Origin of the sequence: Rhizobium sp. PRIMUS64, assembly GCF_023006465.1 — a bacterium.
GTDB lineage: Bacteria > Pseudomonadota > Alphaproteobacteria > Rhizobiales > Rhizobiaceae > Rhizobium > Rhizobium leguminosarum.
The window spans coordinates 1-14016 of the sequence record NZ_JALBGX010000158.1 but is presented as its reverse complement, the minus strand read 5'-3'; the positions used below and the strand labels follow the sequence as shown (position 1 = coordinate 14016).

12 protein-coding genes, 1 tRNA gene and 1 pseudogene are annotated in these 14016 nt (G+C 57.3%); 7 read left to right on the top strand and 7 right to left on the bottom strand.

From position 1 onward, the window contains the following. Positions 1-486: cytochrome c biogenesis CcdA family protein (locus MOV76_RS34255; protein WP_247266198.1), on the bottom strand; the 486-nt coding region annotated here is incomplete at its 3' end. A gap of 210 nt (positions 487-696) precedes the next feature. On the opposite strand from MOV76_RS34255, the gene MOV76_RS34250 reads away from it, so the two are divergent. Next, a tRNA-Lys gene (locus MOV76_RS34250) sits at positions 697-772 on the top strand. 280 nt (positions 773-1052) lie between these two features. On the opposite strand, the pseudogene MOV76_RS34245 reads toward MOV76_RS34250, so the two are convergent. Next, a pseudogene (locus MOV76_RS34245) lies at positions 1053-1289 on the bottom strand (cupin); the annotation flags it as partial. An 85-nt stretch (positions 1290-1374) separates the two neighbouring features. Then, the gene (locus MOV76_RS34240) at positions 1375-1722 is read right to left on the bottom strand and encodes a hypothetical protein (RefSeq protein ID WP_247266197.1); all 348 of its coding nucleotides are present in this window, start codon (positions 1720-1722) and stop codon (positions 1375-1377) included. A 222-nt stretch (positions 1723-1944) separates the two neighbouring features. Between MOV76_RS34240 and MOV76_RS34235 the strand changes: the two genes are divergently transcribed. Next, positions 1945-2289 (top strand): hypothetical protein, encoded by a 345-nt coding sequence (locus MOV76_RS34235; RefSeq protein ID WP_247266196.1) that lies wholly within the window; start codon positions 1945-1947, stop codon positions 2287-2289. Between the two features lie 152 nt (positions 2290-2441). Here MOV76_RS34235 and MOV76_RS34230 read toward each other — a convergent pair whose 3' ends face one another. Next, the gene (locus MOV76_RS34230) at positions 2442-3053 is read right to left on the bottom strand and encodes a L,D-transpeptidase (protein ID WP_247266195.1); all 612 of its coding nucleotides are present in this window, start codon (positions 3051-3053) and stop codon (positions 2442-2444) included. A 141-nt stretch (positions 3054-3194) separates the two neighbouring features. Here MOV76_RS34230 and MOV76_RS40185 point away from each other — a divergent pair, with 141 nt between their 5' ends. Together MOV76_RS40185 and MOV76_RS34220 are read left to right on the top strand one after the other, a co-directional pair. Beyond that, on the top strand, positions 3195-4331 hold the full coding sequence (locus MOV76_RS40185) for a PAN domain-containing protein (protein WP_247266194.1): 1137 nt from the start codon (positions 3195-3197) through the stop codon (positions 4329-4331). Between the two features lie 161 nt (positions 4332-4492). Beyond that, positions 4493-4936, top strand: coding sequence for a hypothetical protein (locus MOV76_RS34220; RefSeq protein ID WP_245472700.1), 444 nt, complete (start codon positions 4493-4495; stop codon positions 4934-4936). A gap of 93 nt (positions 4937-5029) precedes the next feature. Here MOV76_RS34220 and MOV76_RS34215 read toward each other — a convergent pair whose 3' ends face one another. The 3 genes from MOV76_RS34215 to MOV76_RS34205 all read right to left on the bottom strand — a co-directional run bounded on the left by MOV76_RS34215 (position 5030) and on the right by MOV76_RS34205 (position 8211). Beyond that, on the bottom strand, positions 5030-6295 hold the full coding sequence (locus tag MOV76_RS34215) for a neprosin family prolyl endopeptidase (protein WP_247266193.1): 1266 nt from the start codon (positions 6293-6295) through the stop codon (positions 5030-5032). A 442-nt stretch (positions 6296-6737) separates the two neighbouring features. Next, on the bottom strand, positions 6738-7835 hold the full coding sequence (dinB, locus tag MOV76_RS34210; RefSeq protein ID WP_247266192.1) for a DNA polymerase IV: 1098 nt from the start codon (positions 7833-7835) through the stop codon (positions 6738-6740). A gap of 16 nt (positions 7836-7851) precedes the next feature. After that, positions 7852-8211 carry a hypothetical protein gene (locus MOV76_RS34205; RefSeq protein WP_247266191.1) on the bottom strand — a complete coding sequence of 120 codons (360 nt, stop codon included), beginning with the start codon at positions 8209-8211 and terminating at the stop codon, positions 7852-7854. Between the two features lie 271 nt (positions 8212-8482). On the opposite strand from MOV76_RS34205, the gene MOV76_RS34200 reads away from it, so the two are divergent. From MOV76_RS34200 to MOV76_RS34190, 3 genes are read left to right on the top strand one after another with little or no spacing between them, the layout of a single operon-like run. Next, positions 8483-9238 carry an ImuA family protein gene (locus tag MOV76_RS34200; RefSeq protein ID WP_247266190.1) on the top strand — a complete coding sequence of 252 codons (756 nt, stop codon included), beginning with the start codon at positions 8483-8485 and terminating at the stop codon, positions 9236-9238. Further along, positions 9159-10673: a DNA polymerase Y family protein gene (locus tag MOV76_RS34195; protein ID WP_247266189.1), complete on the top strand. Its 1515-nt coding sequence runs from the start codon at positions 9159-9161 to the stop codon at positions 10671-10673. Before MOV76_RS34200 ends, MOV76_RS34195 begins: the two co-directional genes overlap by 80 nt. Then, a complete protein-coding gene (locus MOV76_RS34190) occupies positions 10670-13969 on the top strand; it encodes an error-prone DNA polymerase (RefSeq protein ID WP_247266188.1) in 3300 nt (1099 codons plus the stop codon). Before MOV76_RS34195 ends, MOV76_RS34190 begins: the two co-directional genes overlap by 4 nt. Positions 13970-14016: the final 47 nt, after the last annotated feature.

Genomic DNA, 14016 nt, shown 5'->3' with positions numbered 1-14016 from the left:
AACGCCGAGGATCGCGCCGAGCACCGGGCCGATGCAGGGCGTCCAGCCGAAGGCGAAGGCAAGGCCCATGATATAGGCGCCCGTCAGCGTCGCCGGCTTGCCGCTGCCCTGGAAGCGCGCCTCGCGGGCAAGCACCCCGATTCGAAAGAGGCCGAGAAAGTTCAGCCCCATGACGATGATGATCAGCCCGCCGATCTTCGACAGGAGGTCGAGATGCTGGCGAAGCGCCATGCCGATGCTGGAAGCACCGGCGCCGAGCGCCACGAAGACAGTGGCAAAGCCGAGCGTGAAGAAGAGGGCAGAGAAGAACACGCCGCGTCTGACGTCAGGCGCCACCACAACCGCACCGCCGCCGCGGAACTGCTCGACTGAAATGCCGGCCATATAGCAGAGATAGGGCGGGACGAGGGGAAGCACGCAGGGCGACAGAAAGGAAAGCGCTCCGGCAATCAGCGCGCTCCACAGGGAAATATCGGCAATCGACACGCATTCTCTCCGGCTGCAATCTGCGTGATGTTCCTAGCTTTGCAGGCCCGGGATTGCCAATCACCTTTTTGCGCGCGCAAGACATTTGCCTTCGCGCCCGCAAGAAATGTGCCGACCGCCGGAAAAAGGCAAATTTTTCGGTTGACCGCAATGGGTCGCCTGCCTATGTTCCGCCCACTTCCAGCCGGGGTGGTCACACCCGCGGAGAGGGAGAGCGTAGCTCAGCCGGTAGAGCAACTGACTTTTAATCAGTAGGTCTCGGGTTCGAACCCCGACGCTCTCACCACTTATCCAATTGATAATTAGATGCTTTTGGCGCGATCATCGATGGTTCCCGTTTCTGATAACGGGAACCAAAATGCTGCAATTGTCCTACGATGGAGCGCCGTGTCCCGAAATAATCCCGAACCAGCCAGCACGTCAGATTCTGCCAAATGTTGACACTTGCATCCCATACTTCCTTTTCGAACTCCTTGAGGGAGCCGGGCCGGGGACAAGGCCTTGACCCTGCAGCCTTGTCCACCAACTTCAACACCACCGTGAAATTGGTCGCGGTGCGCGAATGACTACCGCCATTTCTCGATGAGAAATCCTGACGATCCTTGGACGGGGTCGGTGTGGGGCAGGGGGACTGACGAGATTTTCGCCAGCATTTCGCTTGAAGGAGCGGACGTCTGAATGTCGGATTGCTGTCCCTTGGGATAAGGGCCTATGACTTGGAAGTCTGAGGTACGGCCGAGATTTTGATGCCCTGTCCCGGCTGGAACTACCAAGCAGTCGCCCGCCGCCACCGCTATTGCTTGGCGTGACAGCAATTTCAATCACTCGAAGAACCGGCATGGTTGGCTTCGCAACGGCAACCGGCGCGACCGACGTAAGCACGGATGATCAGGTGTCATCACGCCAAGCCATGTAGACTGAAAACAGAGTATCGCGGCGTCCTAAGTTCCGGTAATAGGGTCCCCGTCGGCGGCTCCTCTCGTATTTTTTGAAGACAGCGAGATTGGGCGCGTGTTGAATGTAGCCCTGAAGAGCTTCTTCAACTCTTTCGGCTATGCTCGGGGTAAGGTTGTCGGCCAAGATCACAAGATGTTGGTAGCCATGTTTGGCATGGTATTCTGTCCGGCGTGAAATGTTCGGTCGTGATGTCACGCCTATCATGTACTCGGAAACGGCTGGTGAACGTGCAATTGCGTAAACTGTTTGGGCTAGATTGACTACAGTCTCTATTTTCATGCTTGCCATCCTTGCATTGGCGTCCACAATTTATAGCTGCATGATTCTAACAAAGTGTATCTCCCCAGTGTTGCTGCAGAGGTAGCCACGCCGCTTTCCAATTTGAGAGCATTGTGGTTCGATACGGTCTTTCATTCCGGGGGATGTGATGGATTTTGGGCTCATCTTCAGAACCGGCGATCCGCTCGACCGGAAGCATTATCTAGTCGGCAATCTGATCCTATGGGTTTCCCCGCAGTATTTCTGCTCCTGGGCTACAACAGCGCTAAGCTTATCGAGAGGACGGACAAGTTGGCGTATGGCGTTGCAATGGTTCTTCTCCTAGCTGTGGCAGCCTACACGCTGCTGTTCCGGCTGCGCCGGATCGTCGACATTGGCTTCAAGAACTGGAACAGCGCCGGTCTCGCTCTGATTGCCTATGGCGTCATTGCCATGGTGGCGGGCCGAATCCATCCGACAGCCCAGCTAGCTGTAGTCGCAGCCTTTGAGATCGCGCTTCTAGTCCTTCCAACTGGCTGGAATATCCGGAAGGATATGCCACCTGTGCCACCCAAGTCATCTTGGTAGTGGGTGTCGCCATATAAAGCTATCTCTATGGTCGGAAAAGGCGAAGGCGGAACTTCGCCAGTGGGCAGCTAACTGGAAATTGGGCCAGGACGTCCGACCGGATGAATATCCTCGGATCGCGAAGGCCGAGCTGGCGACCGTTTGATGAACGGTCACCGTTGGACGACGACCTGCGTTCCCGGCTGGACCATCTCGTAAAGCTCCTCGACGTCCTCGCGGTACATCCGAAAGCATCCGCTCGATGCATTGGTGCCGATGGAGGAGGGGTCGTTGGTGCCGTGGATGCGCAGCAGTCCGTCGGCAAGGTAGATCGCGCGAGTTCCGAGCGGATTTGCCGGGCCGGGTTTCACGACGGCCGGAAGCCGTGGGTTCTTCTGCCGCATACTGGCTGTGGGTCGCCATTCGGGATGCAATCGCTTCGACACCACCCGCGTTGTTCCGAACCATTGCTTGCCTTCGCGGCCGACTGCGATGGGGTAGGCGAACTGCTCGCCCTGTGCGGTCGTGTAAATCAGAGTGTGCTCACGCGTGGCGATGACGACGGTTCCCCTTCTAATTCGCGTCGATGGCTCCCCACGTTCTTGCAAAGGTTCCCGATAGCCAGGTTCTGGCTCGTAGTAGGGAGGAGGGGGATACGGGCTGTAGGGATCATCATAGTCGTAGCCCCCATATTCGTCGTATCCATCATACGGCTCATAAACTTGGGCCTGGGCATGAATGACCGTCAGTAAAAGGGCCGCAACAAGGAGAGCCATCAATCTCATTTTACGCAATCCGTCTGTTATACAGCCTGATTGGACGGAATTCTGTGGCGGCACTATGGCCGTTAACCTCCGTCTAACTTCTACTTTGACTTTCTTAGTCAGAAGTCGCTTACTCGCGGTGAGGTAGTAAGGGGTTAGGTTGTGAGTGTGCGCGTATTTCTTTCTGCTATTGTGGTTCTGATCTGTGCGTTTCAAGCCAGAGCCGCAGATGTCCAGATCGACCAGCTGAAGGATGATATCTACATTATTTCTGTGGTCGGCGAGTTCAAGGAGGGCGATGACAATCGTTTTAAGAACCTCGCCATTTCGACCAACAAGGCAGTTGTCTTCTTGGACAGCCCCGGTGGATTGGCAGGGGTCGGAATGGAAATCGGCCGCACAATTTCGATCAAGGGCTTCTCGACCGCAGTAGCCGAAAACACGATATGCGCCTCTTCGTGCGGGCTGGTTTGGCTGGCGGGGAAGCACCGGTTCATTACGCCGACCTCCAAAGTCGGTTTCCACGCCGTCTTCAGTGACACGTCAGGGCAACAAACGGTCAGTAGCGCAGGGAATGCCCTCGTCGGATCGTATCTTCAGCAACTCGGCCTTAGCGCAAACGTCATTGTCTATGTTACCGATGCCGCGCCAGCCTCCATGCAGTGGCTGACTGCAGCTGACGCGAAACAGATCGGATTAGATATTGATCTTTTGGCGGGCGATGCACCTGCACAAGCTTCAGCACCTGTCCCTTTCGGAGGAGATGCAGCGGCCAGTTATGCCCCCACGACTGTCACCGTCACGCCTCCAGTTCAGCCGCAAGCGCCGCTGTGGCGGATATTCGAGCATACCGATCTGCCGGGCTATGACCTGCCAGAGATGCCACTGAAGCTATTCACGGTCGAAGACTGCAAAATAGAGTGCGACGGCAATGAGCGGTGCCGTGCGTTCACGTTTAATGAAACGCACAACGTTTGCTTCTTGAAGGGCATGGCGACAGAGGCGCTTCAGTTCAGCGGGGCGGTGTCTGGCTATAAGGGCGACGCTGGTGACATTATGCGCGTGGGGCAAGACTTCGGTCCTGCGCTCGATTTCCGCACGAGCAAGAATGTGGAAATCATGGGCAAGCCATTTGCTAAGTTTTCCGGTTCGTCGCTCGCGGCGTGTCAGGATCAATGTGTCATCACGCAGAGCTGCCAAGGCTTTAACTATTACAGGAGTGGCATGTGCGTCATGCTCAATGTCCGAAAGCCAACTCGCAACAATTTGTTGTCGGTAGCCGGGGCCCGGTCGAATTAATGCGGCTGGTTCCATGTTGGCCGCGCGTCTGTGATACCGCATACCGCGAGCGATGCCGCGATCTTCGCAACCTCACTGCGTCCGAATAGCTCCGCTGGGGCCAAGCCAAAAATCCGAAAAGTGAAATTGACCACGAGCGCTTGATGGTTCTATCGAGGTGCATGACAAACATTCTTAACTTCAAGTTTGAAAAGACAGATGAAGGTGCGGAAGCCATCCTTCCATGCGTGGACGGCGTCGGCTTAGACCAGCTCGTCGCTGAGTTTGAGCGAACCAGCGGCTACAACGATCCCGCTGGTGGATATGGCGGGCTCATACCCTCACACTACTTCTTCGGTCCTTTGCCGAGCTACTTCCTTGGACAGGAGGAGCCCGTAATAGGCGATGAACAGGGGGAGATTTATGTCCTGTCATGTGAATGTGGTGAGGTAGGGTGCTGGCCACTCGTTGCCCACGTTCGCTTGCACGAGGACAAGGTTGTATGGGATGGCTTCAGCCAGCCCCACCGGCCAAGCCGGAATTACGAGAATTTTGGCCCGTTCGTGTTCGAGCGCAAGCAGTATGAAAAGGCCGTCGAGGCTCTGGTTCGATACGACGATCTATGACTGAAACGCAGGGAAAGTTGAAATGGAAGGTGAGAAAGCGCAGCCGCCTGAACAGCAGCTGCGCTGGTTTACGCACTTCCCGCATCTAAACGATCAAGCGCCGGGGCCGCCCATCCAAAAATAGCTCCCCCAGGTGCCGCCGCTGCGCATGTGGGTTTCTATGTCGTACATATCTGGGTCCGATCCCCACCCCAAGCCGCCATCATATTCGTCGAGGTCGCCAGCCCGGGAGGTCTGGACCATGAGGTTTCGCTGATACGCAGACCACGTCCATCCATACTCAGGCCAATATCCGCTGCCCATATCTGACCGTGTCTTGCCAGGCATGTCGTTCGAGTCATAAATTTCGCCGTAGAAAGCTATCCTGTCGCCGTGATCACCCAATGTCGAAAAGACGCTTTTGTTGCCCATAAAAAGTCGCGCCGGATAATATCCCAGCCATCGTCCATTGCACATGAACCACCAATTGTCGCGGTAGAGCTGGAACTTGATCTGCATGCAGAACTGGGCACCGCCTCGTGTGCTATTGGGGCTTGAGAGGGCACCAGGATGGACCCGGTCGTCATACTGGACCCATCCATCTACGTCCTCGTTGTAGCCACCGACATCATCGTCGTCGTCGGTATACCCGTTGGTCGTGTAGTAAAGGAACAGATGTGGGTGCCAATCGCCGTAGCTGTCCTTGCGTTGCTGCCAGCCCGCTTCGACAGTCTGCAAAAAACCTAAGTCGCTATTGGTGACAGCGATCTGCATAAGCGAGAAATCGTCGCTGTTTTCGCAATAGGGGTCGAATGCGGAGAGGACACCTTCGCCGCCAAAGCAAAGCCGCGATTGTGACGTGAATGCGTACCGATGTGGTCCGTCGACGCTGGGAGGCGGCACTAGGTGTCCATTCATCAAGACCAGCTGTTTGCCAGGATTCTCGTAGCGGGCGAGCAAATGGCGCAACGAGTGCCTGAAGCTTAAACCGTCGAGATTTTTCCGCAGGAAGGGCACGGTTCCCGCCGGGCCCCGCTCGGCCTTATCCTCTTCAAGTTCGAAACGCGCCAAGCTGTCTATGCGTTCGCCCTTCGGAATGACGATCAGCACGTTCTCTCCTGGTGGCTCGGCGATCTTGGTGCCCTTGAGGCTGGGCTGCGAATTGATGGGCATCCAGTCGATGGTTTGGCCGAACGGTGTTGTGGTCGTCGCCGCGATTTCGAGGCGCTTTCGCCGCCGCTCAAAATAATCCCGAATTTCGCCTTCATATCTGCCGTCGCCATTCTCGGACCGCTCCTTTTGCCTTTTCAGCCCGGATATGTCCTTGGCTCTTGGATATTGTGTAAGCGTAGTTTTTTTTACGACGGTCCGACGTGCCATTTCATTATCCTCCGCAAATAATGGGCGTGAATGTCGCTGCAAAAATTCTGGTTCGGCGAAAGTAACTCCAAAGCTAGCGGAGCGCCCTCAGGCCGCTCCGGCGCGTGCGAATGTAAACGCCATTCTCCGTGCGAGAGGCGACAGTATTCGACAAATTAGAATGCTTGGGGCATGAACGTTAAGGTTTTAATTTACAGTATTTCTTTGATAATACAACCGTGCGGAACGTGCTATCCGGGTCGAAAGAGGTGTTCAGAAGATGATTTCTCGTGAGATTTTGCGCTTTTGTTTGAGTACGCAAGCGCTTTGCAACAATTGGTTTTGTGTCTCTCGAATAGGGTGCGGAGCGTAGCTTCGTTCGTGGTTCGGACACACAGAAGGTCGTAAACGCGATGGTCGGGCTACGATGACAGGGAACGGGGCAAGTGACTGTTGGCACCGGCTACGTGAACAGGAGAAGCTGTGGTAGTTCCCGCTGGCTTGCCTTGCGCTCCAACGACGACAGCGTCACGCCAAGCAGCCTGATGCCTCTGCTGACCGGAAAGATCGCCTGCAGAAGCAAGTTCACCGCATTCTCCAGGTCAGCGAGTGATCCAAACGGCAGCGCCACGGTTTTGCTGCGCGTGACCTGAGAGAAGTTGGCGTACTTCACCTTCAGCGTCACCGTTTTGGCGCTAATTTCGTTGGCATCGCAATAAGTCCAAACCTTCTCGATCAGAGGTTGGACGCCCGCCCGGGCCGGATCGAACGAATGAATGTCGGCCATAAACGTATCTTCCGCGCCAACGGATTTCCGGACGCGATTTGGCTTGACCTGTCGGTCGTCAATCCCGCGTGCAATGCCGTAGAAATAGGGTCCAGACTTCCCGAAGTGTTCGATCAGGAAGTCGAGGCTGCGGGCTTTAAGATCAGCACCGGTCTCGATGCCAAGTCGATGCATCTTCTCCGCAGTTGCTGGGCCGACGCCATGGAATTTCTTGACGGGAAGGTTCTCCACGAACGCCGGGCCGTTCTTCGGAGTGATCACCGCCTGTCCATTTGGCTTGTTGAGATCGCTCGCCATTTTCGCCAGGAACTTATTATATGAAATTCCGGCAGATGCGTTCAGCCCGGTCGCTGCCTTGATCTTGGCGCGTATCTCCTGCGCGATCTCAGTCGCGATTTCCATGCCCTTCAGATTGTCGGTGACATCGAGATATGCTTCGTCGAGCGATAGTGGTTCGATCAGCGGCGTGTATTCGGCGAATATCTCCCGGATTTGCTGCGAGACCGCCTTGTAGACATCGAAACGGGGCCTGACGAAGATCAGATCGGGACATTTGCGCTTGGCTGTAACCGACGGCATTGCGGAATGGACGCCAAACTTGCGAGCCTCGTAGCTTGCCGCAGCAACGACGCCACGGGCCTCCGACCCGCCGACGGCGACAGGCTTGTCGCGGAGATCGGGATTGTCGCGCTGCTCGACGGAGGCGTAAAAGGCATCCATGTCCACATGAATTACCTTGCGCTGTCGATTGCCGTTGTCGCGTGTCGCATCCATGGTTTAATCAGGCGTCTTAATTATCCGAGATTCCATCATCTTCGAGGTCCTCTTCCTTGTCTGGCGGAAAGCGCAGCATCTCCTGCTGATATTCAAGGTCCGCAATTTGGTCGAACAACATTTGCTCGTAGTTTGAAAGGACGCTCCCGAGATGCGCCAGACAGTCGATGGGCAGCTCACTGCCGTCATCGGTCGCCACCCTGACCCTTCCTGCGTAGACAACGTCTATATATGTTTGGACCGTCTGAAGTTCACTCTTCGCAAACTCGATCTTCGATCCAATCGCTGCGATGCGCAGTTCTTCGGCGGTGGTGTCAAATGGCGTTACCACCAATTTCTGCAGGTTTTCGTCGAAAGAGGCCACATTCTCTGCCATTGGATTTTCTCCTCTTCAACCCGGCATCGGACGAACCACGGCTAGTTCATCTTAGGTATTTTTTCTTATCGATGACATTTTAGCGGCTGTGGCTGTTCCGTTGTTAGGCGGTTGAATCCATTCGTTCTTCGGCTCAAGCGATATTTGTCAGGTTGCAGTTCGCTGAACGCTCGCCTGAATACGCACATTGACTCACATTCCGATAAGGAACAAACAAAGAACATATCCGCTTTTGAGCGCGATGAAAACCTGATTTTGGCAAGGGCTCCGTATGGCGCAGAACGCGGCGAACGCCATCATTTCCGATCTTCGAGATCGCATCCAGCACCTCGAAGGGACGGTCGCCCGTGCCAAAACGGTCTTGCCGTTCGGTGTTCGCGACATCGACGGGCACCTTCCGGGTGGCGGTTTGGCTTACGGGGCGTTGCACGAATTTGCCGGAGGCGGAGCAGGAGCAGTCGACGGGGCTGCGGCTGCCCTGTTCGTGGCAGGGATCGCTGCACGGACGAAGGGCAAGGTGGTCTGGTGCCTAGCTCGTCCCGACCTATTCGCCCCGGCGCTTGCTCAGGTCGGCCTTCATCCAGATCGGGTCATCTATGTCGAAGCGATCCGGGAGGAATATGTGCTCGAAGCCTGCGAAGAGGCGTTGCGGTTCGGAGGACTTGGGGCCGTCGTCGCCGAATTGGTCCGGTTGCCGATGGTAGCTTCGCGCCGCCTTCAACTTGCCGCCGAAGGGTCCGGGACCATCGGTATGGTGATCCGTCGATGGCGGCGGCAGACCGAGGCCGGAGACTTTGGACATCCAACAGCGGCGGCAACGCGGTGGCGAATATCCGTCCTGCCATCGGAGCCGCTTCCGGTTCCAGGCATCGGCCGGGCGCGGTGGTTGGCGGAATTGATCAGGGTCAAAGCAGGTGAAAGTGCGGATTTTGAAATAGGTGCATGCGATGCCCAGGGTCGTATCAGTCTTTTTGCCGACACTGGCAACGGATCGGATCAGACGCGCCGATCCGTGCATACCGGCTGAGAGCCCGCTCGTTGTTGTCGCACGGAGCGGCTCGAAACGCTGGCTGTCGGCTGTCGATCAGAATGCAGCAATGGTCGGCCTGCACGTTGGCATGGCAGCCGCAAAAGCACAGGCACTTGTCCAGGGTCTGCATATGGTTGACGCCGATCCGGCGGCCGATCTTGCTGCACTCGAACGCCTCACGATCTGGGCGCTGTCTCAATATTCACCGGTTGTGGCAACCGATCCTCCTGATGGCATCGTCATGGACACGGAAGGGGCCGACCACCTGCAAGGTGGGGAAGAGCTAATGCTGTCCGGTCTCGTGAACCGGTTTCGCGCACGCGGTCTGCCAGCTCGTGCTGTCATTGCCGATACCTGGGGAGCGGCGTTCGGGTTGGCCCGATCTATGACGGCGGAAACCAAGGTCATTCCGGCTGGGAAAACGGCTGATGCCGTTGCGCAACTTCCCCTGTCGTCGCTGCGGTTCAGCGCCGAGACGATAGTGAGCCTACGCACGCTCGGCTTTAAAACCGTCGGCGAGCTGGCTGCGACACCTCGTGCGCCGCTTGCCCTGCGCTTCGGCCCAGAGATCGGCCGTCGTCTCGACCAGATGTTCGGCCGCGTCGCCGAACCCATTGATCCGATCCGCTGTCCTGAGATCATCGAAGTCCATCGTGCCTTCGCCGAACCAATCGGCACTGCGGAAACCATTGCGAAGTATGTTTCGCGGCTTGTGGCAGCACTCTGTCTCGAACTGCAGGCCAAGGGGCTAGGTGTCCGGCGCACCGACCTGATTGTCCATCGGGTCGACAACACGATTCAGGCACTGCGAGCAGGGACGGCGAAGCCCGTGCGAGATGTCGCCTGGCTGACGAAAATCCTCCATGATCGCATCGAGAAGATCGATCCCGGCTTTGGTATCGAGAAACTCAGTCTTGCGGCAACTATGGTGGAGCCGCTGAACGACAGACAGATCGTTTCCAGTCTCGTGGAGGCCACTGGCATCGATATCACCTCCCTGATCGATGTACTGGGCAACCGGGGAACGCACCGCATTTATCGGCAAGCCCCAGTCGCCAGTGATGTGCCGGAGCGCTCAGTACAGCGCATCTCGCCGGTCGCCGATGAAGACGGGCGGACATGGCCGCTGACCTGGCCCCGGCCGGTGCGCCTGATGGATCGCCCGGAGCTGATTGAGGTAATCGCCCTGCTGCCCGACCATCCTCCTGTGTCCTTCGTCTGGCGCGGCAAACGCAGGCGCGTCAAACGTGCCGATGGTCCTGAGAGGATATTCGGAGAATGGTGGCAGCGAACATCCGAATGGACGGCCGTCCGCGACTATTTCACGGTCGAGGATGAGGCGGGTGAGCGCTACTGGATTTACCGTTCCGGTGACGGCGTTGATCCGCAGACCGGTTCCCATCGGTGGTTTATCCACGGGATGTTCGCATGAGATACGCAGAACTCCAGGTCACGACACACTTCAGTTTTCTTCGTGGCGCATCCTCGTCCGACGAGCTGTTTGCCACCGCCAAGGAACTCGGCATCGAAGCGCTCGGAATCGTCGACCGCAACAGCCTGGCCGGTATCGTCCGGGCACTGGAGGCATCGCGTGCCACAGGCCTGCGGCTGGTTGTCGGCTGTCGCCTTGATCTGCAGGACGGCATGTCGATCCTGGTCTACCCGACGGATCGTGCGGCCTATTCGCGTTTGACGCGGCTGCTGACCCTCGGCAAGTCGCGCGGCGGCAAGGCGAAGTGCATTCTGAACCTTGAAGACGTTGCACTCTACGCCGAGGGCTTGCTCGGCATGCTTGTTCCCGATTTGCCGGATGAGACCTGCGCCATCCAACTTCGGAAGATGGCCAAGGTGTTCGGCGACCAGGCTTATGTTTCGCTCTGCCTTCGACGTCGTCCCAACGACCAGATGCGGTTGCACGAGATTTCCAACATGGCGGTTCGGCACCGGGTGAAGACAGTCGTCACCAATGACGTGCTCTTCCACGACCCCTCGCGCCGCCAGCTCCAGGATGTTGTTACCTGCATCAGGACGAAAACGACAATCGATGATGTGGGTTTCGAACGCGAGCGCCATGCCGACAGGTATTTGAAACCAGCTGAAGAGATGGAGCGGCTGTTTCCCCAATATCCGGAGGCGTTGGCCCGGACCCTGGAGATTGTCGAGCGCTGCAAGTTCTCCATGGATGAGCTGACCTACCAGTATCCAGAAGAAGCTCTGATCCCCGGCATGTCGGCGCAACAATCGCTGGAGCATTACACCTGGGAAGGCATAAAGGTGCGCTATCCGGATGGGCTGCCCGAACATGTCGAAAAGACAATTCGACATGAATTCGCTCTCATCAAGACGATGCGATACGCCCCCTATTTTTTGACAGTTTTTTCCATCGTCCGTTATGCCCGATCCCAAGGCATCCTTTGCCAAGGCCGTGGCTCCGCTGCGAATTCGGCCGTCTGCTTCGTGCTGGGCATCACATCAATTGATCCAGAGACTAATGACCTCCTGTTCGAGCGCTTTGTCAGCCAGGAGCGCGATGAACCGCCGGACATCGATGTCGATTTCGAGCACGAGCGGCGGGAGGAGGTCATCCAATGGATTTACCGAACCTACGGCCATGACAAGGCAGCGCTCTGCGCCACCGTCACCCGCTATCGCACGAAGGGTGCGATCCGGGATGTCGGCAAGGCGCTGGGCCTGCCCGAGGACCTGATCAAGGCTCTGTCGTCCGGTGTCTGGGCGTGGAGTGAGGCGGTCGGGGAAAAACAGGTCAGGGAACTCAACCTCAATCCCGACGACCGGCGTCTTGCGCTCACGCTTCAGCTTGCCCAGCAACTGATGGGAGCCCCACGCCATCTTGGCCAGCACCCTGGCGGCTTCGTGCTTACCCACGACCGGCTTGACGATCTGGTACCAATCGAACCGGCGTCCATGATGGATCGCCAGGTCATCGAATGGGACAAAGACGATGTCGAAGCCCTGAAGTTCATGAAGGTCGACGTGTTGGCGCTCGGTATGCTGACCTGCATGGCCAAGAGTTTTGCGTTCCTTGCCCAGGAGAAGGATATCGATCTCGATCTAGCAACGATCCCGCAGGAGGAGCCCAAGACCTATGCGATGATCCGGAAGGCCGACACACTTGGCACCTTCCAGATCGAGAGCCGGGCGCAGATGTCGATGTTGCCGCGCCTGAAGCCGAGGACCTTTTACGATCTCGTGATCCAGGTGGCCATTGTGCGGCCCGGACCGATCCAAGGCGACATGGTGCATCCATACCTTCGCCGCCGGGAGGGCAAGGAGAAGGTCGAATACCCGACGCCCGAATTAGAGGCCGTTCTTCACAAGACGCTCGGTGTACCGCTGTTCCAGGAGTCGGCCATGAAGGTGGCCATGGTTTGTGCCGGTTTCACTGGCGGTGAGGCGGATCAGCTCAGAAAGAGCATGGCAACCTTCAAGTTCACCGGAGGCGTGAGCCGTTTCAAGGACAAGCTGGTCTCCGGCATGGTCGGGAATGGCTATACGCCTGAATTCGCCGAAAAGACCTTCAGCCAGCTCGAAGGCTTCGGTTCTTATGGCTTCCCCGAGAGCCATGCAGCATCGTTCGCCCTGATCGCCTACGCAAGCAGCTACATCAAATGCCATCACCCGGATGTCTTTTGCGCCGCCCTTGTGAATTCGCAACCGATGGGTTTTTATGCCCCCGCCCAAATCGTGCGCGATGCCCGGGAACACGGCGTGGAAATCCGGCCAGTTTGCGTCAACCGGTCCCGTTGGGATTGCACGCTGGAACCAATCGAGGGCTCCGACCGACATACTGTCCGGCTTGGGATGCGGATGGTGCGCGGCCTCGCCACTGCGGACGTTGCCCGGATTGTTGCCGTCCGGGCCGATCAGCCCTTTGATAGCGTCGACGACATGTGGCGGCGTTCTGGCATTCCGGCCGCATCGCTGGTGGAGCTTGCGGAAGCGGACGCCTTTCTGCCGTCGCTTGGACTGGAGCGTCGTGATGCTCTTTGGGCAATCAAGGCCTTGAGAGATGAACCCCTACCGCTTTTTGCAGCGGCGGCCGAACGCGAGGCAAGAACGATTGCGGAGCAGCAGGAACCAGCGGTCGAACTGCGACAGATGACACAGGGGCACAACGTCGTCCTGGACTATGGGCATACCGGTCTGACGTTGCGCGAACACCCGGTCAGCTTCCTTCGTCGAGAACTCGCGGAACGCCGGATCGTCACCTGCACGGAGGCGATGTCGGCCCGTGACGGTCGTTGGCTGATGGCAGCTGGGCTGGTTCTCGTGCGCCAGCGGCCGGGTTCGGCAAAAGGCGTCATCTTTTTGACGCTGGAAGACGAGACAGGCGTCGCCAACGTCGTCATCTGGCCGCAGCTATTCGAGCGGTCTCGACGGATTGCGCTCGGTGCTTCGATGATGGCGATCAACGGACGCATTCAGCGGGAGGGCGATGTCGTTCATCTTGTGGCGCAGCAGTTGTTTGACCTGTCGGGAAGCCTCACCGGTCTGGCAGATCGCGACCTGGAATTTCGCTTGCCGACGGGGAGGGGCGATGAGTTCGGCCACGGCACCCCCGGCAGGCCGGATTCGCGAGAGCCTGCAGGCCAAGGAATGAAGTCGCGGGATATTTTCATTCCGTTATGCCGAATTCGGCATAAAGGAATTTATCCCGAGCCCGATACTATGCCGAGCCCATTCCCTAAAGCCCGAGATTTCCGGTAATCCAAGAACGAAAGCTCGGCATAATAGTCTGTCTCCGCAACTGCAAC

Excerpts from the sequence above, each read along its gene's own strand:
- MOV76_RS34240 (WP_247266197.1), bottom strand. The coding sequence starts at position 1,722 with ATGAAAATAGAGACTGTAGTCAATCTAGCCCAAACAGTTTACGCAATT.
- MOV76_RS34235 (WP_247266196.1), top strand. The coding sequence starts at position 1,945 with ATGGGTTTCCCCGCAGTATTTCTGCTCCTGGGCTACAACAGCGCTAAG.
- MOV76_RS34230 (WP_247266195.1), bottom strand. The coding sequence starts at position 3,053 with ATGAGATTGATGGCTCTCCTTGTTGCGGCCCTTTTACTGACGGTCATT.
- MOV76_RS34220 (WP_245472700.1), top strand. The coding sequence starts at position 4,493 with ATGACAAACATTCTTAACTTCAAGTTTGAAAAGACAGATGAAGGTGCG.
- MOV76_RS34215 (WP_247266193.1), bottom strand. The coding sequence starts at position 6,295 with ATGGCACGTCGGACCGTCGTAAAAAAAACTACGCTTACACAATATCCA.
- dinB (WP_247266192.1), bottom strand. The coding sequence starts at position 7,835 with ATGGATGCGACACGCGACAACGGCAATCGACAGCGCAAGGTAATTCAT.
- MOV76_RS34205 (WP_247266191.1), bottom strand. The coding sequence starts at position 8,211 with ATGGCAGAGAATGTGGCCTCTTTCGACGAAAACCTGCAGAAATTGGTG.
- MOV76_RS34200 (WP_247266190.1), top strand. The coding sequence starts at position 8,483 with ATGGCGCAGAACGCGGCGAACGCCATCATTTCCGATCTTCGAGATCGC.
- MOV76_RS34195 (WP_247266189.1), top strand. The coding sequence starts at position 9,159 with ATGCCCAGGGTCGTATCAGTCTTTTTGCCGACACTGGCAACGGATCGG.
- MOV76_RS34190 (WP_247266188.1), top strand. The coding sequence starts at position 10,670 with ATGAGATACGCAGAACTCCAGGTCACGACACACTTCAGTTTTCTTCGT.